Here is a 23,131-nt window from a genome sequence, read left to right on the forward strand (position 1 = left end):
CCTCGGCACGTACCTTGCCACGACGACGACGGGAGAGCCGATGCGTACCTCGCGCCAGCCGTCCCAGCATTCCAACAGCGCTCAGGCTTGGGCGCACATGGATGCTCGCCCTGCTGCCCAGGGCATGTACGACCCGCGAAATGAGCACGACGCCTGTGGCGTCGGGTTCGTGGCCACCCTCACCGGCGAGGCGAGCCACACGCTGGTCGAGCAGGCGCTGACCGTTCTGCGAAATCTGGAACACCGCGGTGCCACCGGCTCCGAGCCCGACTCGGGCGACGGCGCGGGCATCCTGTCCCAGGTTCCGGACGCCTTCCTGCGCGAGGCGGTCGACTTCGACCTCCCCGAGGCCGGTTCGTACGCTGTCGGTATCGCCTTCCTGCCCGAACAGGGCACCGAGGAGTTCGTCTCACGGATCGAGACGATCGCCGCCGAAGAGGACCTGAACGTCCTCGGCTGGCGCGAGGTCCCGGTCGCCCCGCAGCTGCTGGGCGCCACCGCCCGCTCGACGATGCCGGTGTTCCGCCAGGTCTTCGTCGCGGACGGCACCTCGAAGGACATCGCGCTCGACCGCAAGGCGTTCGTGCTGCGCAAGCGCGCCGAGCGCGAGGCCGACGTGTACTTCCCGTCGCTCTCCGCGCGCACGATCGTCTACAAGGGCATGCTGACCACCGGCCAGCTGGAGCCCTTCTTCCCGGACCTGTCCGACCGCCGCTTCGCCTCCGCGATCGCGCTCGTGCACTCCAGGTTCTCCACCAACACGTTCCCGTCGTGGCCGCTCGCGCACCCGTACCGGTTCGTCGCGCACAACGGTGAGATCAACACCGTCAAGGGCAACCGCAACTGGATGGTCGCCCGCGAGTCGCAGCTGGCCTCCGACCTCTTCGGGGGCTCGGAGAACCTGGAGCGGATCTTCCCGGTCTGTACGCCGGACGCCTCCGACTCCGCCTCCTTCGACGAGGTCCTTGAGCTGCTGCACCTCGGTGGCCGTTCGCTGCCGCACAGCGTCCTGATGATGATCCCGGAGGCCTGGGAGAACCACGCCTCCATGGACCCGGCCCGCCGCGCCTTCTACCAGTACCACTCCAACCTCATGGAGCCCTGGGACGGCCCGGCCTGCGTCACCTTCACCGACGGCACCCAGGTCGGCGCCGTTCTCGACCGCAACGGTCTGCGTCCCGGCCGCTACTGGGTCACCGACGACGGCCTCGTCGTCCTCGGCTCCGAGGTCGGCGTCCTCGACATCGACCCCGCCAAGGTCGTCAAGAAGGGCCGCCTGCAGCCCGGCCGGATGTTCCTCGTGGACACCGCCGAGCACCGCATCATCGAGGACGACGAGATCAAGACCGCTCTCGCCTCCGAGCACCCCTACGAGGAGTGGCTCGAGGCCGGCGAGATCGAGCTCTCCGACCTCCCCGAGCGCGAGCACATCGTGCACACGCACGCCTCCGTCACGCGCCGCCAGCAGACCTTCGGCTACACCGAGGAGGAGCTGCGCATCCTCGTCGCGCCGATGGCCAAGACCGGCGCCGAGCCGATCGGCTCGATGGGCACGGACACCCCGATCGCGGCGCTCTCCGCCCGCCCGCGGCTGCTCTTCGACTACTTCACGCAGCTGTTCGCGCAGGTCACCAACCCGCCGTTGGACGCCATCCGCGAGGAGCTCGTCACCTCGCTGCGCTCCCCGCTGGGCCCCGGCAGCAACCTCCTGGAGCCCACGGCCGCCACGTGCCGAGCGGTCACCCTGCCCTTCCCGGTGATCGACAACGACGAGCTCGCGAAGCTCATCCACATCAACGCCGACGGCGACATGCCCGGCATGAAGGCCGTGACCCTGTCCGGCCTGTACCGGGTGAACGGTGGCGGCGACTCGCTCGCCGCCCGGATCGACGAGATCTGCGCCGAGGCCGACGCCGCCCTCGAGGCCGGCGCCCGCCTGATCGTGCTCTCCGACCGGCACTCGGACGCCGAGCACGCGCCGATCCCCTCGCTGCTGCTCACCGCGGCCGTCCACCACCACCTCATCCGCACGAAGAAGCGCACCCAGGTGGGCCTCCTCGTCGAGGCCGGTGACGTGCGCGAGGTCCACCACGTCGCCCTGCTCATCGGCTTCGGTGCCGCGGCCGTCAACCCGTACCTCGCCATGGAGTCGGTCGAGGACCTGGTCCGCGCCGGCACGTTCCTCAAGGCCGACGAGGTCGGTTCGGCCGAGGACGCGATCAGGAACCTGATCTACGCGCTCGGCAAGGGCGTCCTCAAGGTCATGTCCAAGATGGGCATCTCGACCGTCGCCTCCTACCGCGGCGCCCAGGTCTTCGAGGCCGTCGGCCTCGACGAGGCCTTCGTCGAGAAGTACTTCAACGGCACCACCACCAAGATCGGCGGCGCCGACCTCGGCGTCATCGCCCAGGAGGTCGCCGCCCGGCACGCAAAGGCGTACCCCGCCTCCGGCATCGCGCCCGCGCACCGCGCGCTCGACATCGGCGGCGAGTACCAGTGGCGCCGCGAGGGCGAGCCGCACCTGTTCGACCCGGAGACCGTCTTCCGCCTGCAGCACGCCACGCGCTCGGGCAGCTACGACATCTTCAAGAAGTACACGGACCGTGTGAACGAGCAGTCCGAGCGCCTCATGACGCTGCGCGGCCTGTTCAACTTCAAGTCCGAGGGCCGCGAGCCGATCTCCATCGACGAGGTCGAGCCGGCCTCCGAGATCGTCAAGCGCTTCTCGACCGGCGCCATGTCGTACGGCTCCATCTCGCGCGAGGCCCACGAGACCCTCGCCATCGCCATGAACCAGCTGGGCGGCAAGTCCAACACCGGTGAGGGCGGCGAGGACGCGGACCGTCTGTACGACCCGGCGCGCCGGTCCAGCATCAAGCAGGTCGCGTCCGGCCGCTTCGGTGTGACGAGTGAATACCTCGTCAACTCCGACGACATCCAGATCAAGATGGCCCAGGGCGCCAAGCCCGGTGAGGGCGGCCAGCTGCCCGGCCACAAGGTCTACCCGTGGGTCGCCAAGACGCGTCACTCGACGCCGGGCGTGGGCCTCATCTCCCCGCCGCCGCACCACGACATCTACTCCATCGAGGACCTGGCTCAGCTGATCCACGACCTCAAGAACGCCAACCCGCAGGCCCGCATCCACGTGAAGCTGGTCTCCGAGGTCGGCGTGGGTACGGTCGCGGCCGGTGTGTCCAAGGCGCACGCGGACGTCGTCCTGATCTCGGGTCACGACGGCGGCACGGGCGCCTCGCCGCTCACCTCGCTCAAGCACGCCGGTGGCCCCTGGGAGCTCGGCCTCGCCGAGACCCAGCAGACGCTGCTGCTCAACGGCCTGCGCGACCGCATCGTCGTGCAGACCGACGGCCAGCTGAAGACCGGCCGCGACGTGCTGATCGCCGCGCTGCTCGGCGCCGAGGAGTTCGGTTTCGCGACCGCGCCGCTCGTCGTCTCCGGCTGCGTCATGATGCGCGTCTGCCACCTGGACACCTGCCCGGTCGGCATCGCCACGCAGAACCCGACGCTGCGCGAGCGCTTCTCCGGCAAGGCCGAGTACATCGTCAACTTCTTCAAGTTCATCGCCGAAGAGGTCCGCGAGCTGCTCGCCGAGATGGGCTTCCGCTCCATCGAGGAGGCCGTCGGCCACGCCGAACTCCTCGACACCGAGCGGGCCGTGAACCACTGGAAGGCGCAGGGCCTCGACCTCGAGCCGCTGTTCCACGTGCCGGACCTGCCCGCGGGCGCCGTCCGTCACCGGATCGTCGAGCAGGACCACGGCCTGGAGAAGGCGCTCGACAACGAGCTGATCAAGCTCGCCGCCGACGCCCTCGCCGCGAACGACCAGACGGACGCCCAGCCGGTCCGCGCCCAGGTCGCCATCCGCAACATCAACCGCACGGTCGGCACCATGCTCGGCCACGAGGTGACGAAGAAGTTCGGTGGCGCGGGCCTGCCCGACGACACCATCGACATCACCTTCACGGGCTCCGCGGGCCAGTCCTTCGGCGCGTTCGTGCCGCGCGGTGTGACGCTGCGCCTGGAGGGCGACGCCAACGACTACGTCGGCAAGGGCCTCTCCGGCGGCCGGATCATCGTCCGCCCGGACCGTGGCGCCGACCACCTCGCCGAGTACTCGACGATCGCCGGCAACACCATCGCGTACGGCGCGACGGGCGGCGAGCTGTTCCTGCGCGGCCGCACCGGCGAGCGCTTCTGCGTCCGCAACTCCGGTGCCACGGTCGTCTCGGAGGGCGTGGGCGACCACGGCTGCGAGTACATGACCGGCGGCCACGCGGTGATCCTCGGCGAGACGGGCCGCAACTTCGCGGCCGGCATGTCGGGCGGCATCGCCTACGTCATCGACCTGGACATCGACAACGTGAACGCCGCGCTCCAGCCGGCGGTCGGTCCGCTCGACGACACCGACAAGGAGTGGCTGCACGACGTGGTGCGCCGCCACGCGGAGGAGACCGGTTCGACGGTCGCCGAGAAGCTGCTCGCCGAGTGGTCCACCGCCGTGGAGCGCTTCGGAAAGATCATTCCCAGCACGTACCAGGCAGTGCTCGCCGCCAAGGACGCCGCCGAGCGAGCCGGTCTCTCCGAGACCGAGACCACCGAGAAGATGATGGAGGCGGCGACCAATGGCTGATCCCAAGGGCTTTCTCAACCACGGGCGCGAGGTCGCCGAGACCCGCCCGGTCGAGGAGCGTGTCAAGGACTGGAACGAGGTCTACGTTCCCGGTTCCCTGCTGCCCATCATCAGCAAGCAGGCGTCCCGCTGCATGGACTGCGGCATCCCGTTCTGCCACAACGGCTGCCCGCTGGGGAACCTGATCCCCGAGTGGAACGACTACGCGTACCGGGAGGACTGGTCGGCCGCGCAGGAGCGCCTGCACGCGACCAACAACTTCCCGGAGTTCACCGGTCGTCTCTGCCCGGCCCCCTGTGAGTCGGCGTGCGTGCTCGGCATCAACCAGCCGGCCGTCACCATCAAGAACGTCGAGGTCTCGATCATCGACCAGGCGTGGGACCGGGGCGACGTCGCCCCGCAGATCCCCGAGCGCCTGTCGGGCAAGACCGTCGCCGTCATCGGCTCGGGCCCGGCGGGTCTCGCCGCCGCCCAGCAGCTGACGCGGGCCGGTCACACGGTCGCCGTCTACGAGCGCGCCGACCGCATCGGCGGCCTGCTCCGCTACGGCATCCCCGAGTTCAAGATGGAGAAGCGCCACATCAACCGCCGCATCGAGCAGATGCGCGCGGAGGGCACCAAGTTCCGCACCGGTGTCGAGGTCGGCCGCGACATCGACGCCGCGGGTCTGCGCAAGCGCTACGACGCCGTGGTCGTGGCCGCCGGCGCCACCGTGTCCCGTGATCTCCCGGTCCCCGGCCGCGAGTTGAACGGCATCCACTTCGCGATGGAGTACCTGCCCCTCTCCAACAAGGTGCAGGAGGGCGACTACGTCCAGCCGCCCATCACCGCCGAGGGCAAGCACGTCGTCGTGATCGGCGGCGGTGACACCGGCGCCGACTGCGTGGGCACCGCCCACCGCCAGGGCGCCGCCTCGGTGACGCAGCTGGAGATCATGCCGCGCCCGAACGACGAGCGGAACACGACCACGCAGCCGTGGCCGACGTTCCCGATGCTCTACAAGGTCACCTCCGCGCACGAGGAGGGCGGCGAGCGCATCTACTCCGCGGGCACCACCCACTTCGAGGGCGACGAGGACGGCAACGTCCAGTGGCTGCACCTCTCCGAGGTCGAGTTCGTCGACGGCAAGCTCGTCAACAAGCCCGGCACCGAGCGGAAGATCCCGGCGCAGCTGGTCACCCTCGCGATGGGCTTCACGGGCACGGACCAGGAGAACGGCCTGGTCTCGCAGTTCGGCCTGGACCTCGACGCGCGCGGCAACGTCGCCCGCGACGACGAGTTCCAGACGAACGTTCCCGGCGTCTTCGTCGCCGGTGACGCGGGCCGCGGCCAGTCCCTCATCGTGTGGGCCATCGCGGAGGGCCGCTCGGCCGCCCGCGGCGTGGACCGCTTCCTGACCGGGGCGTCGGAGCTGCACGCTCCGATCCGCCCGACGGACCGCGCGCTCGCCGTGTGACACTCCGTCAATAGACGTCCCGTACAACGGCGTACGGAACTGAGCGCGACGCTCGCCCTACAGTCCCCGACCGGACGCTGGGCGGGCGTCGCGGTGCGTTCAGCCCGCGATGTGGAAGGTCTCCCCGTACACCTTCCACGTCAGCGGTGTCTTCAGGGACAGGTTGCCGTCGTAGAGGAACTGGCGCTGCGCCGTGTCGATACGGGTCGTGTCGCGGTCGGGGTTCTTGGCCTTCATGGCCTTGCGGCGCAGGTCCAGGAAGATGTCGAGGTACTGCTTCTCGCGGCCGCCCTGGGACGGGGTGTCGGCCTCCTTGAGGGCGGCCTCGCGCAGTCCGTAGAAACCGTGCGGTCCGGTGCCGGGGCCGTGCAGGACCATCGCGTCGTAGTAGATGAACTGGCCGAGTGTGCCCAGGCCGTCGAGCTTGGCGAGGCGGACCGCCGGGTCGAAGTAGCCGCGGTCGCGCTCCTGCTCCTGCGCGTCCTGGAAGGCCTGGTGCGTGGCCTCCTGCTTCCACGCCGCGGTGAAGCCGGGGTCGAGGCCCTTGTGGGAGTCCGTGCCGTCGACCTCGCGCAGGGCGGGGAGGTAGCGGGCCAGGCCGTTGTCCGGGTGGGCCTTCGTGTAGCGCTCGACCAGGGTCAGCAGGTCGTGGGTGCCGGTGCAGAAGCCGATGATGCCCGCGGTGTAGCCCTGGCCGTCGTCGATGTCCTCGATGTAGCCGTACTGGCCACGCCAGTTGAGCGTCGAGTTCTCGGCGCTGGCGACGATCTGCTGCGCCAGGTCCTTCTTCCGCGGGGCGGCGAGGCCGGGCGGCAGGCCGGCGATCACTTTGTCGTCGGCCTTGCGTTCCGCCTCCGGCTGGTTGCCGGGGCGGGCCGGGGCGGAGGCGGTGGGGCGAGGGCCTTTCGCTTCCTGCGAGTCGTCCGGCGAAAGGAGGTAGACGGCGGCGGTGGCCGCGGGGGCCACGGCGAGGAAGGAGAGGACCAGACAGCCCGCGCGTTTCATGCGGGACAGGTTAGCCCGGCACCGGCGTTGCGGCCTCGGGGCTCCGCCCCGGCCCCCGCGCCTCAATCGCCGGCGGGGCTTGATAGTGCCCACCCGTCGCCGGGGCTTGATGTGGTCACCTGCTCCCGGCACTCCGCCGGTGAACCCCACGCGTCGCGCAGTGGGCGGGCCTTGCGGAGCCACAGGGACAGGTCCAACTCCTCCGTGTAGCCCACCGCGCCGTGGAGTTGGAGGGCCGCGCGGGCCGCCGCGTAGGCCGCCTCGCCCGCCGCGAGTTTCGCCGCCGCGATGTCGGACGAGGTCATTGTGAGCGCCGCCCCGAAGAGCAGGGGGCGGGCGAATTCCAGGCCCACCAGCGCGTCCGCGAGCCGGTGTTTCACCGCCTGGAACGAGCCGACCGGAACTCCGAACTGCTCGCGCTGCTTCACGTAGTCGACCGTGCGGCGCAGCAGTTCCAGGCCCACGCCGAGCGACTGCGCCGCCGTCAGGAACGACGCCATGTCCGCCGCTTCCCGTACGCGTGCGCCCCGCGCCACGACCTCGCCGCCGTCGTCCGGTGCGAACAGCCGACGTGCAGGGTCCGCCGACTCCCGCAGCGGGCCGTGCCCCGCCGCGAGCCGCACCGCGTCGCCGTCCAGCACGAACACGGCGTCCGCCGAGTCCGCGTCCAGTGCGTAGGGCCCGGAGTCCAACGTGACCAGCACGTCTCCCGCCGCGATCCGGGGCAGCCACTCCTTCGCGGCCTCCGTCCCGTTCAGCAGCGTCGCCACCGCCGCCGTCTCGACGACCGGCCCCGGCACCGCGTGGCGTCCCAACTCGACGTAGGCGACGGCCAGTTCCACGGGCAGCGGACCCAGCCCCTCGTACGCCTCCGGCACCGCGAGGGCGAACACTCCCGCCTCCGCGAGCCGCCCCCACAGCGCCCGCCCGGGTCCCGGGGCGCCGTCCGCCCACGCCCGTATCGCCGACGGGGTGTCCGCCGCCGTGAGCATCCGGTCGAGCGTGCGGCCGAACTCGGCCTGCTCCGCGTCCAGGAGGAACCTCATCAGCGGCGTCCCTTCGGCAGGCCGAGCAGCCGCTCGGCGATGATGTCGCGCTGGATCTCGTTCGTACCCGCGTAGATCGGCCCGGCGAGGGAGAAGGTGTAGCCCTCCGCCCACTCGCCCTCCGTCAACTCGCCGTCCGCGCCCAGCAGTTCCAGTGCCGTCTCGTGCAGCGCGATGTCGTACTCCGACCAGAACACCTTGTTCAGGCTCGACTCCGCCCCTATCTGCTCACCGGCCGCGAACCGCGACGCGTTGCCGTACGTGAACAGCTGGTACGCGCGCGCCCCGACCACCGCGTCCGCCACCCGGTCCCGCAGCGCCGGGTCCGCGCCGCGCTCCCGCCACAGCCCGAGCAGCCGGTCCGCCGAGGCGAGGAAGCGGCCGGGGGAGCGGAGCATGAGGCCCCGCTCGTTCCCCGTCGTGGACATCGCGATGCGCCAGCCCTTGCCGACCTCCCCGATCACGTCCTCGTCCGGCACGAACACGTCGTCCAGGAACAGCTCGGCGAAGGCCGGCTTGCCGTCGATGCGGCCGATCGGCCGGACCGTGACGCCCGGCGCGCGCAGGTCGAACATCAGGTACGTCAGCCCCTGATGGGGCTTGGCCGCCTCCGGGTCCGTACGGAAGATGCCGAACGCCCGGTCCGCGAACGCCGCCCGCGACGACCACGTCTTCTGGCCGCGCAGCAGCCACCCGCCGTCCGTGCGCACCGCACGCGAGCGCAGCGCCGCCAGATCCGAACCGGCCTCCGGCTCCGACCAGGCCTGCGCCCAGATCGTCTCGCCGCTCGCCATCGAAGGCAGCACGCGCGCCCGCTGCTCGTCCGTCGCGTGGTCGAAGAGCGTCGGCGCGAGGAGGTTGATGCCGTTCTGCGAGACGCGGCCCGGCGCCCCCGCCGCGTAGTACTCCTCCTCGAAGATCAGCCACTTGAAGATGTCGACGCCGCGGCCCCCGAACTCCTCGGGCCACGAGACGACCGACCAGCGGTCCGCGGACATCTCGGCCTCCCACGCGCGGTGCGCGGCGAAGCCCTCCTCGGTCTCCAGGGAGGGCAGCGGCTCGGCCGGTACGTGCTCGGCGAGCCACGCCCGCGCCTCCTCGCGGAACGCGTCCTGATCCGGGGTGAACTCCAGGTTCATCGGGCGCCCGCCTCCTTCATCGCGTGGACGTCCATGCCGCCCAGAGAGTCCGCCGCCGTCTCCGCGTTGTGCGCGTGGGCCAGGTGGTGCAGGCCGAAGACGGAGTCCATGCCCGCGTGCATCCCCTGGAGGTCCTCCGCCTGGTTCACCGCGCGCTTGGTGAGCGAGAGCCCGAGCCGCGGCATCTCACCGACCCGGTCCGCCAGATCGTGTGTGGCGGCGGCCAGTTCGTCCCGGGGCACCACCCGGTTGACCATCCCCACCTCGTGCGCCCTGCGTGCGCTCATCCGCTCGCCCGTGAACAGGAACTCCTTGGCGATCCGCGGCGGCATCACCCACGGGTGCGCGAAGTACTCGACGCCCGGAATCCCCATCCGGACGACGGGGTCGGCGAAGAACGCGTCCTCGCTCGCCACGATCAGGTCGCACACCCACGCCAGCATCAACCCGCCCGCCACGCACGCCCCTTGCACCGAGGCGATCACCGGCTTCGGCAGCTCGCGCCAGCGCCTGCACATGCCCAGGTACACCTCCGACTCGCGGGCGAACCGCGACTCGGCGCCCCGCTTGTCCGAGTGGTCCCACCACAGCCCGGCCCGCCGCTCGAACGGCAGATGCGCGTCCCGCTCCGGCGTCCCGATGTCGTGCCCCGCCGAGAAGTGCTCACCCGCGCCCGCGAGGACGACCACCTTCACCGCCTCGTCCTCGGCGGCCCGGTAGAAGGCCGCGTCCAGGGCGTACGTCATCGCCGAGTTCTGCGCGTTGCGGTATTTCGGCCGGTTCATCGTCACGTGGGCGACCCGGCCCCTGACCTCGTACAGGACGGGTGTGGAGGGACCGGTGTCGGGGCCGGTGTCGGGGCCCGCCTCGGCGGACTGCGGTGCTGGCATCGGAAACATCCTTCCCTAACAAGTGTTTGGTAGGTTAGCTTATGAGCATGGACAGCGTCGAGGACTTCCGGGCCGGTTTCCGTGACTGGCTGGAGCAGGAACTCTCCGGTGACTACGCCGAGTTGCGGGGCGCGGGCGGGCCCGGCCGCGAGCACGAGGCGTTCGCCGAGCGCCTGGCCTGGGAGCGGCACATGGCGGCCCACGGCTGGACGTGCGTCGGCTGGCCCGAGGAGCACGGAGGGCGGGGCGCGAGCCTCGAAGCGCAGATCGCCCTCCACGAGGAGTACGCGCTGGCGGACGCGCCCGCCCGCGTCAATCACATAGGGGAGCAGCTGCTCGGCCCGACGCTCATCGGGTTCGGCACCGAAGAGCACAAGTCCCGCTTCCTGGAGCCGATCCGGCGCGTAGAGGAGCTGTGGTGCCAGGGGTACAGCGAGCCCGGCGCGGGCTCCGACCTCGCGGGCGTCCGCACCCGCGCGCGGCTCGGTGACGACGGCACGGAGTGGATCGTCGACGGGCAGAAGACCTGGACGTCGCTCGCGCACGAGGCGCAGTGGTGCTTCGTGCTCGCCCGCACCGGGCCCGGCTCGCGCCGCCACGCCGGACTGTCGTATCTGCTCGTGCCCCTGGATCAGCCGGGCGTCGAGGTCCGGCCCATCGTGCAGCTCACCGGCACCAGCGAGTTCAACGAGGTGTTCTTCGACGGCGCCCGCACCCCGGCCTCGTACGTCGTCGGCGACGTGGGGGACGGCTGGCGCGTCGCCATGGCCACCCTCGGGTTCGAGCGCGGCATCTCCACGGTCGGCCAGCAGATCGGATTCCGCCGGGAGTTGCAGGAGCTGATCGCGCTCGCCGGGAGGACCGGCGCGCTCGACGACCCCCTCCTCCACGACCGGCTCGCCCGCGCCTGGACGGGACTTCAGGCGATGGCCGGCAACGCGCGGCGCGGCGTCGACCCCTCCGTCGCCAAGCTGTACTGGGCCGCCTGGCACCGCGGCCTCGGCGAGCTCGCCATGGACGTGTGCGGGGCGGCCTCCACCGTCGCCGAGGGCGAGCCGTACGAACTCGACCAGTGGCAGCGGCTCTTCCTCTTCTCCCGCGCCGACACCATCTACGCCGGGTCGGACGAGATCCAGCGCAACATCATCGCCGAGCGGCTGCTCGGCCTGCCGAAAGAGGTGCGCGTATGAGTTCGGTGGCTTCCACGGCTCCCGGCTACGTCCCCGGCCACCACCTGCTCGACGGGCGGAGCGCCGTCATCACCGCGGCCGCGGGTGCCGGGATCGGCGGCGCCACCGCGCGCCGCTTCCTGGAAGAGGGCGCCCGCGTCGTCATCAGCGACGCGCACGCGCGCCGCCTGAAGGAGAGCGAAGCGGCACTCGCCGCCGAGTTCGGGGCGGACCGGGTCTCCGCGCTCGCCTGCGACGTGACCGACGAGGAGCAGGTGCAGGCACTCTTCGCGCACACCGCCGAGCGGCACGGCGGACTCGACATAGTCGTCAACAACGCGGGCCTCGGTGGCACTTCGGCACTCGTCGACATGAGCGACGAGCAGTGGACGAAGGTCCTGGACGTCACCTTGAACGGGACGTTCCGTTGTGTACGGGCCGCCCTGCGCGCCTTCCGCGGCACCGGCCGCGACGGCGTGATCGTCAACAACGCGTCCGTCATCGGCTGGCGCGCCCAGGCCGGGCAGGCGCACTACGCCGCCGCGAAGGCCGGCGTGATGGCCCTGACCCGGACCGCCGCGATCGAGGCCGCCGAGTACGGGGTGCGGGTCAACGCGGTGGCGCCCAGCCTCGCCATGCACCCGCACCTCGTGAAGGTCACCTCGCAGGAACTGCTCGCCGAGCTGACCGAGAAGGAGGCCTTCGGCCGGTACGCGGAACCCTGGGAGGTGGCCAACGTGATGGTCTTCCTCGCCTCCGGCTACTCCTCGTACATGACCGGCGAAACCGTCTCCGTCAGCAGCCAGCGCGCATGAGCCCCTCGCCCGAGCGGCGCCGGGAACTCCTCGCCACGGCGGCCGAGGTGTTCGCGGCGCGGGGCTACGACGCCACCACCGTGCGCCGGATCGCCGACGCCGCGGGGATGCTCGCGGGCAGCCTCTATTACCACTTCGACTCCAAGGACTCGATCGTCGAGGAGATCCTGCGCGGCTTCCTCGACGAACTGTGGGGCCGCTACGACACCGTGCTCGCCGCCGGACACGCCCCGCGCGAGACGATGCGGGCCCTGGTCACCGAGTCGTTCCGGGAGATCGACCGGCACGGGCCCGCCGTCGCCATCTACCAGAAGGAGTCGAAGGCGCTCGCGGCCAGGGAGCGGTTCGCGTTCCTCGCCGCGTCGCAGCGCAAGTTCGAGCAGACCTGGTTGACCACCCTCCAGGAAGGGGTGGCGGCCGGGGCGTTCCGCGCCGACCTCGACATCCGGCTCACCTACCGGTTCGTGCGCGACACCGTGTGGGTCGCCGCGTCCTGGTACCGGCCGGGCGGCAGACACAGCCCCGAGGAGATCGCCCGCGAGTACCTCGCGATGGTGCTCGACGGGATTGGCAAGACCCACCATCCCTAGAACAGACTGGAGTTGATGCGTCATGGCCGAGGCCTACATCGTCGATGCGGTCCGTACGCCCGTCGGGCGGCGCAAGGGCGGGCTCAGCGCCGTCCACCCCGCCGACCTGGGAGCCCACGTCCTGAAGGAGCTCGTCGCGCGGACCGGGGTCGACCCGGCCGCCGTCGAGGACGTCGTCTTCGGCTGCCTCGACACCGTCGGCCCGCAGGCCGGCGACATCGCCCGCACCTGCTGGCTCGCCGCGGGGCTTCCCGAGGAGGTGCCGGGGGTCACCGTCGACCGGCAGTGCGGCTCGTCCCAGCAGGCCATCCACTTCGCGGCGCAGGGCGTGCTCTCCGGCACGCAGGACCTCGTCGTCGCGGGCGGCACGCAGAACATGTCGATGATCCCGATCGCCTTCGCGTCCCGGCAGGCCGCCGAACCGCTCGGCCTCACCGAGGGCCCGTTCCTGGGCAGCGAGGGCTGGCGCGCCCGCTACGGCGACCAGCCCGTCAACCAGTTCCACGGCGCCGAACTCATCGCCGAGAAGTGGGGCATCACGCGCCAGGACCAGGAGGAGTGGGCCCTGCGCTCCCACCAGCGGGCGCTGCGCGCGATCGACGAGGGCCGGTTCGCGAAGGAGTCCGTCGCCTACGGGGACGTCACCGCCGACGAGGGACCGCGCCGGGACACGACCCTGGAGAAGATGGCGGGCCTGAAGCCGGTCGTCGACGGCGGCACCATCACCGCCGCCTGCTCCTCGCAGGTCTCCGACGGGGCGGCGGCCCTGCTGCTCGCCTCCGAACAGGCCGTACGGGAACACGGGTTGACGCCCCGGGCCCGCATCCACCACCTCTCCGTACGCGGCGAGGACCCCATCCGGATGCTGTCCGCGCCCATCCCGGCGACCGCGTACGCGCTGAAGAAGACCGGCCTCACCATGGACGACATCGACCTCGTCGAGATCAACGAGGCGTTCGCCCCCGTCGTCCTCGCCTGGCTCAAGGAGACCGGCACCGACCCCGAGAAGGTCAACGTCAACGGCGGCGCGATCGCCCTCGGCCACCCCCTGGGCGCCACCGGCAGCAAGCTGATGACGACCCTGCTGCACGAACTGGAGCGCACCGGCGGCCGGTTCGGCCTCCAGACGATGTGCGAGGGCGGCGGCCAGGCCAACGTCACGATCATCGAGCGCCTCTGAGTATGTCCAGGGAAGCCGCCAGAGCCGCCAGGGGAGTCGTCTCCCGGTGAGCGGGAACCGGTGGTGGAGTGCCGGGTGAGGCGCGGACAGGGTGAGGGCATGACCCGTACTCCTGTTCCTTCCGAGCCCGGCGGCACGCCCGTGCCGCGACGCCCCGCCGAACCGGCCGTGCCGGGGAGCGCCCGAGCCGTCCTTCCCCAGTCGCACGAGAGGAGCGGGACGCTGTGAGTTCCCTGAGTCAACCTCTAGGCGGTTTTGGGCATGTCGAGCGCCGGTTTGATCTTGTTGTTGGCTTGATGGATCTCGGGGTCGTAGCAGGTGCCGGTGCGCCAGCAGGCCCAGATCACACGGAGCCACGAGCGGGCGAGGATGCGGGCCGAGTGCGGGTGGCGTTTCTTGGCGGTCCGGGCGTCGTTGTAGATCTTTGCGGCCCAGTCACTGCCGTGTCGGCTGTTGTCGGCGTAGGTGACGATGGCCTGCCGGGCACGTCTGTTGGTCGCGTAGCGGAAGGTCACCACGCGGGACTTTCCGGATGCCCGGGTCACCGGGACGACGCCGGTCTCGGCGATGAACTGCTCGCTGGTGCGGGAGCGTTCGAGGATCGGGCCGAGCTCACCGATGATCTGGCCGAGATTGACCGTGCCGATGCGGGGCATGGTCGCGAGGAGTGGCGCGTAGGGGTGGGTGGCTACCGCGTCCGCGATGGACTTGTCCAGGGCCTGGATGGTCGCGCGGATGCCCCGCACGAGCTGGACCTGGGTGCGTACCAGCTGTCCGACGACGTTCTTGCTGAGGCGGGAGGCCGCGGTGGGAGCGGAGCGCAGGCGCCCGATCAGGACGCTGCCGGGGCGCTTTCCCGAGTATCCCTGCCGTTTGCACCAGGCTTCCAGTCGTCCGGCGGTGAGCTCGGCGGCCGCGGACGGGGTGGGGTATCGCTCCAGGAAGGTCAGCGCGATATCGCTGTCGAGGCTGGAGAAGACGGCCTTGCCGCCGGGCCAGTGTGCGTCCAGGAGGGCCGCGAGCTGGTTGACAGCCGCGATGCGGGCCTCGACGTGATCGGCCCGCTGCCGAGTGAGGGCCTGCAGGTCCATGGTGGCCTGCTCGGTGGGCTCCAGGCGGGGCAGGAAGTGGCCGTCGGTGCGCAGGTAGTCGGCGAGCTTGAGGCTGTCGCCGGCGTCCGTCTTGGCCTTGGATGCGCCCCATCGCGGGCGCATCGCGTGGAAGGCGTTGGGATGCACCGGCACCACGGGGTGCCCGGCGGCCAGCAGCCTGTCCACGGCCAGGCCGCGGGTAGTCTCGATGGCCACCGGAAGGTCCGCCGGGGCACCGCACTTCGCCAGCTTGGCCAGCGTCCTGGCGATGCCGTCCTCGGTGTGCGAGAACTCCCAACGGTCAACCCTCGCACCAGAGTTGTCCATGACCGTCACGTCGTGGGTCTCGGTCGCCCAGTCCCAGCCGATGTACACGAAAGAAGCACCTCTGTGTCGTGCGCCAAGGACCTGCCCGGTGGTGAGGACGTCTGCCGGGAGCTCATTAATCGGCCCTCTGCGGGGCGTGTCCCTGAAGCCGATCAGACGGCCTCGGCCCGGCGGGGCTGGCATAACTCACAGTGGCCGTCGAGCAGCTCGCGACACAAGCCATGCACCCACCGGGACCGAGAGGTCACAACCCTACTCGTGAGGGCTGCAGAAGGGATGGTCCTCTAATGAGCGCCACCCCTGTGGTCGAGTGGGACGAGACGGTCGACGTGCTGGTCGTCGGCTCCGGCGGCGCCGCCCTGACCGGCGCGTACAGCGCCGCCGCGCGCGGCCTCGACACCCTCGTCGTCGAGAAGACCGAGTACTACGGCGGGACGACCGCGTACGCCGGGGCCTGCCTGTGGCTCCCCGGCAACCAGGCGCAGGCCCGCGCCGGCGTCGAGGACAGCGCCGACCTGGCCCGCGCGTACTTCCGCTCCCTGGTCGGCGACTCGACGCCGCACGAGTTGCAGGACGCGTACCTCGACGGGGCAGGGCCCACCGTCGAGTTCCTGGAGCGCAGCGAGTTCCTGCGGTTGGAGTACCGGCCGTTCCCCGACTACTACCCGGGCCCCGGCCGCTTCGACGCCGGGCGCGGCGTCTTCCCCGTCACCCTGGAGCGCCCCGAGGGCGAGCAGCCGCTGCTCGACGCCGTCCGCCCGCCCGCATGGAGCGAACGGCTCGGAGTGCCGGCGCCCGAAGGGGCGCTGGAGGACGGACGCGCGCTGATCGGCCGGCTGCTGCTGGCGCTGGAGGCGGCCGGTGGGCGAACCCGGACACGTACCGCGTTCACCGCCCTCGTACAGGACGAGGACGGGCGGGTCGTCGGCGCCGAGGTGCGGGACCCGCAGGGCCGTACGGTCTGGATCCGGGCCCGACGGGGTGTGCTGCTCGCCGCCGGCGGCTACGAGCGGGACGCCGAACTGCGCCGCGCCTGGGGCAACGGGCCGGGCGCCGACTGGACGATGGGTCCCGCGGGCGGCGGTACGGGCGACGCGCTGCGGGCCGCGCGAGGGCTCGGCGCGGCGACATCGCTGCTCGGCGAGAGCTGGTGGTGCCCGTCCGTCCTCTTCCCCGACGGCGGGGCCGCGTTCGCGCTCGGCTTCCGCGGCGGTGTCTTCGTCGACGCCGAGGGACGCCGGTTCGCCAACGAGTGCCTGTCCTACGACCGGATGGGCCGGGCCATGATCGCGGCGGGGGCCGGGGACGCGCCCGAGCGCCCCGTGTGGTGGGTGTGGGACGCGCGGCACGGCGAGGAGCCGCCCGGCATCGTCCTCGTCCCGGTCGACCGCGAGTCGTTCGAGGCCGCCGGGGTGTGGCACAGCGCCGACTCCGTGGAGGCGCTCGCCGAGGCGATCGGGGTGCCGGTGGAAGGCCTCGCCGCGACCGTCACGGCGTTCAACGAGTACGCGGAGAAGGGCCACGACCCGGACTTCGCGCGCGGCGACGACCCCTACGACCGGTTCTTCGCGGGCGAGGGCGAGGAGGGCGCGCCCAACCCGTGCCTGCTGCCCCTGTCGTCCGGCTCGTTCCACGCGGTGCGGATCGTGCTCGGCGACCTGGGCACGAAGGGCGGCGTCGTCACGGACGCGGACGCGCGGGTGCTGCGCGGGGACGGCTCCGTGATCGAGGGCCTGTACGCGGTGGGGAACACGGCGGCGAACGTCACGGGCGCGGTGTACCCGGGCCCCGGCGCGCCCATCGGCACGGGAATGGTGTTCGGGCACCGGGCCGCCGGACGGATGGCCGGGGGCGCGCGTGAGAAGTAGGGCGAAGAGCCGACGCAGGAACCGAGTTGGAGGCGAACGACGATGAGTGAGTGGCAGGGGCAACTGGCCGGGAAGGCCGCCCTCGTGACCGGCGCGGCCCGCGGCATGGGCGAGGCCATCGCCCGCGAACTCGTGGCGCGCGGCGCGCGGGTCGTGCTCGGGGACGTACTCGTGGCCGAGGGGGAGAAGGTCGCCGCCGAACTCGGCGACGCCGCACGGTTCGTGAAGCTCGACGTCACCGAAGCGGCCTCCTGGGCGCACGCCGTCGACGTCGCCGTCGGCGCGTACGGGCGGCTCGACATCCTCGTCAACAACGCCGCGATCTACACGACGTCACCCATCGTCGACGAGGACCCCGCGCAGCTGGAGCGGATCCTCAAGGTCGACCTCGTCGGCCCGTTCCTGGGCGTCCAGGCCGCCGTCCCCGCCATGCGGGCGGGGGAGCGGGGCGGCGCGATCGTCAACATCTCCTCGCAGGCCGGGGTCCAGGGCATCTGGGGACACGGCTCGTACGGGGCAGCGAAGTGGGGGCTGCGCGGGCTGAGCCGGACCGCCGCCCTCGAACTCGGCGGCGACGGCATCCGCGTCAACGCCGTCTTCCCTGGCGCCATCGACACGGCGATGACCGCCCACCTCGGCACCACCGAGCACCCGGCCGCCGCGCTCGGCCGCATCGGCCGGCCCGAGGAGGTGGCCCGGCTCGTCGCGTTCCTCGCCTCCGACGACGCCTCCTACCTCACCGGCGCCGAGGTCGCCGCGGACGGCGGCGCGTCGGCCGGGCGGATGCCGGCGCTCACCCCGCGCGACCGCGGCCAGGGGGACGCCCGATGAGCCCTCCCGGCGCCCGCCCCCGCCCCGACGTGCAGGCGCTCATCGACGCCTGCGCCGCCGGGTTCCCCGCCCTGGGCACCGAGTTCACCGACATCCGTGACGTACGGACGTACTTCGCGGAGCGCCCCGCCCCGCCGCCGCCCCGGCTTCCCGCGTTGCACCGGGTGACCGACCTGGACGCCGACGGTGTGCCCGTGCGGGTCTACGACCCCGCGAGCGCGAACGAGGAGGCGCCCGTCGTCGTCTTCTTCCACGGCGGCGGCATGGTGCTGTGCTCCCTCGACTCGCACGACGGGTTCTGCCGCGAACTCGCCGCGGGGAGCGGCGCGTCGGTCGTGTCCGTCGACTACCGGCTCGCCCCCGAGGCCCCCTTCCCCGCCGCCCCCGAGGACGCTTACACCGCGCTCCAGTGGACCGCGAAGGCGTACCCGGACCGGCCCCTCGTCGTCGCGGGCGACAGCGCGGGCGGCAATCTCGCCGCGGTCACCGCGCTGCTCGCCCGGGAGCGCGGCGGGCCGCAGCTCGCCGCCCAGCACCTGTACTACCCGATGCTGGACCCGGCCGGGGACTCGGCCTCGTACGAGGAGAACGCGCAGGGGTACTTCGTCACCGCCGACCATCTGCGCTGGTACTGGCAGCAGTACCTGCGCCGCCCCGAGGACGCCAGCGACCCCCGCGCCACCCCGTTCGCAGCCGACCGGCTCGACGGTCTGCCGCCCGCGTTCGTCGTCACCGCCGGCCTCGACCCGCTGCGCGACGAGGGCCGGCGCTACGCCGAACTCCTGGCCGCGGCCGGGGTTCCCACCCGGCACCACTGCTACGACGAGGCGTTCCACGGCTTCATGACGATGGGCGGGGACGCCGCGCTGCCCGAGGCGAAGGCGGCCCGCGCGGCGGCCTTCGCCCATCTGGCGAACGTCACCCGCTGAGCAGCTCGAACCCCTGGTACCCGGATGCCGCGACCTTCTCGATGATGTCGCCGTACACCCCGAAACCGCCTACGAACGGCATGAACACCCGTGGCTTTCCCGGGATGTTGGCGCCGAGGTACCAGGAGTTCGCCGCCGTCATCAGCGTGCCGTCGGCCCGCTCCCGGCACTCGTCCACCCACGCGTCCACGGCGTCGGCGCGCGCCTCCACGCCCGCGTAGCCGCCCTCGCGCAGATGGTCGAGCAGCCCGGCGATCCAGTCGGTGTGCTGCTCGCCGCAGAGGATCATGTTGGCGAGGACGGACGGCGAGCCGGGGCCCGCCAGGTTGAAGAGGTTCGGGAAGCCGTCCACGCCGAGCCCGAGGTACGTGCGCGGGCCCGCCGCCCACGCCTCCTTCAGCGTGCGCCCGCCCCGGCCGGTGACGGAGATCCGGTCGAGGGAGCCGGTCATCGCGTCGAAGCCGGTCGCGTACACGATCACGTCGAGCTCGACGAGCGTGCCGTCCGCGAGGCGGATGCCGTCCGCCTCGACCCGTTCGAGGGGGTTGGCGCGCAGGTTCACCAGGTGCACGTGGTCGCGGTTGTACGTCGCGAAGTAGCCGTCGTCCGTCACGATCCGCTTGGTGCCGATGGGGTGATCGGTGGGGATGAGCTGCTCGGCGACGACCGGGTCGGCGATCTCCGCCCGCACCTTCTCCTCCCAGAACCGGCGCGCCTCGTCGTTCGCCGCGCGGTCGGTCAGCTGGTCGGGGAACGTCTTCGAGTACAGGACCCCGCCCAGCTCCCAGCGCTCCTCGAACGCCGCGCGGCGCTCGTCGGGCGAGGCCTCCAGCGTCCTCAGCGGATGCGCCAGGTGCGGCGAGCCGCCGCCGGAGAGCCGGGCGAGGCGGCGCCGCTCGGCGTACTCCGCCTTCTGGGCGGCGCGTTCCTCGTCGCTCAGCGGCTTGTTCCCCGCCGGGATCGAGTAGTTGGCGCTCCGCTGAAACACCGTCAACTCGGCTGCTTGTGCGGCGATTTCGGGGATCGACTGGATGCCGGACGAGCCCGTGCCGATGACGCCGACCCGCAGCCCGGTGAGGTCCACGCCCTCGTGCGGCCATTCGCCCGTGTGGTACGAGGCTCCGGCGAAGTCGGTGATGCCCTCGATCTCGGGGAGGTGGGTGGACGACAGGCAGCCGACGCCGAACAGCACGTACCGGGCCTCGACGGTCTGTCCGCCGTCCGTGCGCACCGTCCAGCGCAGCCGCTCCTCGTCCAGTTCGGCGGAGACCACGGACGTGCCGAAGGTGAAGTGCCGCCGCAGGCCGTGCCGCTGCGCGACGTGCTCGATGTAGCGCAGGATCTCCGGCTGCGTCGCGTACTTCTCCGACCAGTCCCACTCCTGCTCCAGGTCCTTGTCGAAGGAGTACGAGTAGTCGACGGACTCCACGTCGCAGCGGGCGCCCGGGTACCGGTTCCAGTACCAGACCCCGCCGACGTCCGCGCCACGCTCGAACCCGGCGACGCTGAGGCCGAGTTCACGCATCCGGTACGCGGCGTAGAGGCCGGAGAATCCGGCGCCGACGATGACGACATCCACCTGTTCGGGCATGACGGGTCCTTAGGGTCGTAGGTCGTAGAGGGCCGGGAGGGTCGTGGGTGGTCAGACGAGGGACAGGCGGCCGCGGTGCCAGGCGGGGGAGCCGAGCAGGCGGGCCGTGGAGTGGGCGCGCTTGAAGAAGCGGTGGGCGGAGTGCTCCCAGGTGATGGCGATGCCGCCGTGCAGCTGGATCGCCTCGCCCGCGACGTGCTCGTACGTCTCGCAGCACGCCGCCTTCGCGGCCCCGGCCGGAATGTCGCCGTGCGCGGCGGCGAGGAGGAGCGAGCGTGCCGCCTCCAGCTCCGTGAACAGGTCGGCGAGGCGGTGCTTGACCGCCTGGAAGGAGCCGATGGGCCGGCCGAACTGCTCACGCTCCTTCGCGTACCGCAGCGTCAGCTCGAAGACCGCCGACGCCCCGCCCACCGCGTCCGCCGCGAGCACGAGGGAGCCCGCCTCCAGCGCCTCGGACAACACCCCTGCCGCGTCGCCGAGTTCGCCCACCGGACGGGCCGGCGTGCGGAGAAGGTCCAGGCGCCACTGGGGTCGTGTCGCGTCCATCACGGGCACGGGCGAGACCCGGACGTCGGCCGCCGTCGCCGGTACGTGGAACAGGCTCGGGCCGTGCCGTTCCGTCCGCGCCACCACCAGGAAGTCGTCGCCGCACGCGAGCAGATGCTCCTTCGCGCCGGACACCCGCCACGCACCCCCGTCGAGGACCGCGTGCGTACGCAGCCGGTCCGTGTCCCAGCCCGCGCCGCCGTCCTCCGCCCACGCGAGGGACGCCGTCCGCGCCCCTTCCGCGAGCCCCGGAAGCAGCCGCGCGCACGCCTCGCCGTCCCCGCTCGCCGCGAGCGCCCTCGGCACGAGCACCGCACTGTCCAGGAACGGCACGGGACTCAGCGCCCGCCCCAACTCCTCGCCCACGACGGCCAGTTCCCCGCCACCCGCACCGAACCCCCCGTACTCCTCCGGCACCGCGAGCCCCGCCACCCCGACCCGCCCGGCCAGCGGCGCCCAGGCCGCAGGTCCTTCGTGGGCGCCGAGCACCTGACGCACGGCGCCCCGCAGTTCCTCCTGTTCACTGCTGTACCCGCTCACCTGTCCACCGCCTTCCTGGCGGCTCCGTGTGCTTCCGGGGTCGCGGGTCCTGCCGGTCCTGGTTGTCCGGCCGGCGGTGCCCAGGCCGCTGGGCCTTCGTGGGCGCCGAGTACCTGACGCACGGCGCTCCGCAGCTCTTCCTGTTCACTGCTGTACTCGCTCACCTGTCCACCGCCTTGCTGGCGGCGACACCGAACGCTTGGTGTGCTTCCGGGGTCGCGGGTCCTGCCAGTCCTGGTCGTCCGGCCGGCGGTGCCCAGGCCGCTGGGCCTTCGTGGGCGCCGAGCACCTGACGCACCGCGCTCCGCAGCTCTTCCTGTTCACTGCTGTACTCGCTCACCTGTCCACCGCCTTGCTGGCGGCGACACCGAACGCTTGGTGTGCTTCCGGGGTCGCGGGTCCTGCCGGTCCTGGTTGTCCGGCCAGCGGCGCCCAGGCCGCAGGGCCTTCATGGGCGCCGAGCACCTGACGCACCGCGCCCCGCAGCTCCTCCTGCTCACTGCTGTACCCGGTCATCCGGCGTGCTCCTTCCGTGGGAACTCGGTCACGCCTGGGACGCTCGCAGAGCCGCCGCCACCCGGTCAGCCACGGCTTCCCGCTCACCGGGAAGACGCCGTCGCCGCCGCCTCCGTACGCCGCCTACGTTCGCCGCAACCCAGCAGCGAGGAGCGGTCCCGATGCTCACCGAGCACGAGCGGCGCAAGGCCGCAGAGGCGCTGGCCGCGGCGGAGTCCGCGCGCTCGCCGATCCGTCCGTTGACGGAGACCTTCGACGGCATCACCGCCGTCGACGCCTACGAGATCCAGCTCATCGGCATCCGCGACCGGCTGGCCGCGGGGGAGACCGTCCGCGGCCACAAGGTCGGCCTGTCGTCGCCCGTGATGCAGCGGATGATGGGCGTCGACGAGCCCGACTACGGCCACCTCCTGGCCGCGATGGAACTGGCCGAGGAAACCCCCGTGCCCGTCGGCCGGTACTGCGTGCCACGCGTCGAGGTCGAGATCGGCTTCGTGCTCGGCGCCGCCCTGCCCGGGGAGGACTGCACCGTCGCCGACGTGTACGCCGCCACCGAACACGTCGTCCCCGCACTGGAGTTGATCGACTCCCGGATCGAGGACTGGCGCATCGCGATCGCCGACACCATCGCCGACAACGCCTCATCGGCCGGATACGTGACCGGTCCCGGCCGCCCGATCGGCGACCTGGACCTGCGAGACGTGGAGGCCTACCTCACCGACGACACCGGCGCCCTGCTCGCGTCCGGGCGCGGCGACGCCGTCCTCGGCGACCCCGCCGAGTCCGTCGCCTGGCTCGCCCGCACGGTCGCCCGGTTCGGGGTGCGCCTGGAGGCCGGCCACCTGATCCTGCCCGGCTCGTGCACGCGGGCCGTCGACGTCGCGCCCGGCCGCACGTACACCGCCGACTTCACCGGGCTCGGCCCGGTGTCCCTGACGTTCACCAAGTGAGGTC

The 23,131-nt window shown here is 71.8% G+C and carries 18 protein-coding genes; 10 read left to right on the forward strand and 8 right to left on the reverse strand.

Translation table 11 applies throughout. The features are described from left to right. Positions 1-40: 40 nt before the first annotated feature. Together gltB and ACP4E5_RS32730 are read left to right on the forward strand one after the other, a co-directional pair. Positions 41-4,648, forward strand: coding sequence for a glutamate synthase large subunit (gltB, locus tag ACP4E5_RS32725; RefSeq protein ID WP_425835042.1), 4,608 nt, complete (start codon positions 41-43; stop codon positions 4,646-4,648). Further along, positions 4,641-6,104: a glutamate synthase subunit beta gene (locus ACP4E5_RS32730; protein WP_425835044.1), complete on the forward strand. Its 1,464-nt coding sequence runs from the start codon at positions 4,641-4,643 to the stop codon at positions 6,102-6,104. Before gltB ends, ACP4E5_RS32730 begins: the two co-directional genes overlap by 8 nt. A gap of 99 nt (positions 6,105-6,203) precedes the next feature. On the opposite strand, the gene ACP4E5_RS32735 is transcribed toward ACP4E5_RS32730, so the two are convergent. The 4 genes from ACP4E5_RS32735 to ACP4E5_RS32750 form a co-directional block, all read right to left on the reverse strand. Beyond that, positions 6,204-7,109: a chitosanase gene (locus ACP4E5_RS32735; protein ID WP_425835046.1), complete on the reverse strand. Its 906-nt coding sequence runs from the start codon at positions 7,107-7,109 to the stop codon at positions 6,204-6,206. A gap of 62 nt (positions 7,110-7,171) precedes the next feature. Then, the gene (locus ACP4E5_RS32740) at positions 7,172-8,155 is read right to left on the reverse strand and encodes an acyl-CoA dehydrogenase family protein (RefSeq protein ID WP_425835048.1); all 984 of its coding nucleotides are present in this window, start codon (positions 8,153-8,155) and stop codon (positions 7,172-7,174) included. Next, positions 8,155-9,294, reverse strand: coding sequence for an acyl-CoA dehydrogenase family protein (locus ACP4E5_RS32745; protein WP_425835050.1), 1,140 nt, complete (start codon positions 9,292-9,294; stop codon positions 8,155-8,157). The genes ACP4E5_RS32740 and ACP4E5_RS32745 overlap by 1 nt, the downstream gene beginning before the upstream one ends. Next, the gene (locus ACP4E5_RS32750) at positions 9,291-10,184 is read right to left on the reverse strand and encodes an enoyl-CoA hydratase (RefSeq protein ID WP_425835052.1); all 894 of its coding nucleotides are present in this window, start codon (positions 10,182-10,184) and stop codon (positions 9,291-9,293) included. The genes ACP4E5_RS32745 and ACP4E5_RS32750 overlap by 4 nt, the downstream gene beginning before the upstream one ends. A gap of 47 nt (positions 10,185-10,231) precedes the next feature. Between ACP4E5_RS32750 and ACP4E5_RS32755 the strand changes: the two genes are divergently transcribed. Genes ACP4E5_RS32755 through ACP4E5_RS32770 form a run of 4 tightly spaced genes read left to right on the forward strand, consistent with a single transcriptional unit; the run spans position 10,232 to position 13,938 of the window. Further along, positions 10,232-11,374, forward strand: a complete 1,143-nt coding sequence (locus ACP4E5_RS32755; protein ID WP_425835054.1) for an acyl-CoA dehydrogenase family protein — start codon at positions 10,232-10,234, stop codon at positions 11,372-11,374. Continuing rightward, complete coding sequence (locus ACP4E5_RS32760; RefSeq protein WP_425835056.1) at positions 11,371-12,168, forward strand: SDR family oxidoreductase; 798 nt, start codon at positions 11,371-11,373, stop codon at positions 12,166-12,168. Before ACP4E5_RS32755 ends, ACP4E5_RS32760 begins: the two co-directional genes overlap by 4 nt. Then, the gene (locus ACP4E5_RS32765) at positions 12,165-12,758 is read left to right on the forward strand and encodes a TetR/AcrR family transcriptional regulator (RefSeq protein WP_425835058.1); all 594 of its coding nucleotides are present in this window, start codon (positions 12,165-12,167) and stop codon (positions 12,756-12,758) included. Before ACP4E5_RS32760 ends, ACP4E5_RS32765 begins: the two co-directional genes overlap by 4 nt. Before the next feature lie 22 nt (positions 12,759-12,780). Then, positions 12,781-13,938: an acetyl-CoA C-acetyltransferase gene (locus tag ACP4E5_RS32770; protein ID WP_425835060.1), complete on the forward strand. Its 1,158-nt coding sequence runs from the start codon at positions 12,781-12,783 to the stop codon at positions 13,936-13,938. Positions 13,939-14,183: 245 nt separating this feature from the next. Here the strand turns inward: ACP4E5_RS32770 and ACP4E5_RS32775 are convergent, their stop codons facing one another. Then, positions 14,184-15,404, reverse strand: coding sequence for an IS110 family RNA-guided transposase (locus tag ACP4E5_RS32775; protein WP_425826047.1), 1,221 nt, complete (start codon positions 15,402-15,404; stop codon positions 14,184-14,186). A 239-nt stretch (positions 15,405-15,643) separates the two neighbouring features. On the opposite strand from ACP4E5_RS32775, the gene ACP4E5_RS32780 reads away from it, so the two are divergent. The 3 genes from ACP4E5_RS32780 to ACP4E5_RS32790 are packed head-to-tail and all read left to right on the forward strand — an operon-like array spanning position 15,644 to position 18,984. Further along, a complete protein-coding gene (locus tag ACP4E5_RS32780) occupies positions 15,644-17,224 on the forward strand; it encodes an FAD-dependent oxidoreductase (RefSeq protein WP_425835062.1) in 1,581 nt (526 codons plus the stop codon). 42 nt (positions 17,225-17,266) lie between these two features. After that, positions 17,267-18,055 (forward strand): SDR family NAD(P)-dependent oxidoreductase, encoded by a 789-nt coding sequence (locus ACP4E5_RS32785; protein WP_425835064.1) that lies wholly within the window; start codon positions 17,267-17,269, stop codon positions 18,053-18,055. Further along, positions 18,052-18,984, forward strand: a complete 933-nt coding sequence (locus ACP4E5_RS32790) for an alpha/beta hydrolase (protein ID WP_425835066.1) — start codon at positions 18,052-18,054, stop codon at positions 18,982-18,984. Before ACP4E5_RS32785 ends, ACP4E5_RS32790 begins: the two co-directional genes overlap by 4 nt. On the opposite strand, the gene ACP4E5_RS32795 is transcribed toward ACP4E5_RS32790, so the two are convergent. The 3 genes from ACP4E5_RS32795 to ACP4E5_RS32805 all read right to left on the reverse strand — a co-directional run bounded on the left by ACP4E5_RS32795 (position 18,974) and on the right by ACP4E5_RS32805 (position 22,177). Continuing rightward, positions 18,974-20,575: a flavin-containing monooxygenase gene (locus ACP4E5_RS32795; protein ID WP_425835068.1), complete on the reverse strand. Its 1,602-nt coding sequence runs from the start codon at positions 20,573-20,575 to the stop codon at positions 18,974-18,976. The genes ACP4E5_RS32790 and ACP4E5_RS32795 overlap by 11 nt on opposite strands. Positions 20,576-20,626: 51 nt before the next feature. Then, entirely contained in the window at positions 20,627-21,661 is a 1,035-nt protein-coding gene (locus ACP4E5_RS32800) for an acyl-CoA dehydrogenase family protein (RefSeq protein ID WP_425835070.1), read from the reverse strand. A 336-nt stretch (positions 21,662-21,997) separates the two neighbouring features. Next, positions 21,998-22,177: a hypothetical protein gene (locus ACP4E5_RS32805; protein ID WP_425835072.1), complete on the reverse strand. Its 180-nt coding sequence runs from the start codon at positions 22,175-22,177 to the stop codon at positions 21,998-22,000. Between the two features lie 161 nt (positions 22,178-22,338). Between ACP4E5_RS32805 and ACP4E5_RS32810 the strand changes: the two genes are divergently transcribed. Continuing rightward, on the forward strand, positions 22,339-23,127 hold the full coding sequence (locus ACP4E5_RS32810; protein WP_425835074.1) for a 2-keto-4-pentenoate hydratase: 789 nt from the start codon (positions 22,339-22,341) through the stop codon (positions 23,125-23,127). Positions 23,128-23,131 lie beyond the last annotated feature (4 nt).

The sequence above is a fragment of the Streptomyces fractus genome, assembly GCF_049844455.1.
Lineage (GTDB): Bacteria > Actinomycetota > Actinomycetes > Streptomycetales > Streptomycetaceae > Streptomyces > Streptomyces fractus.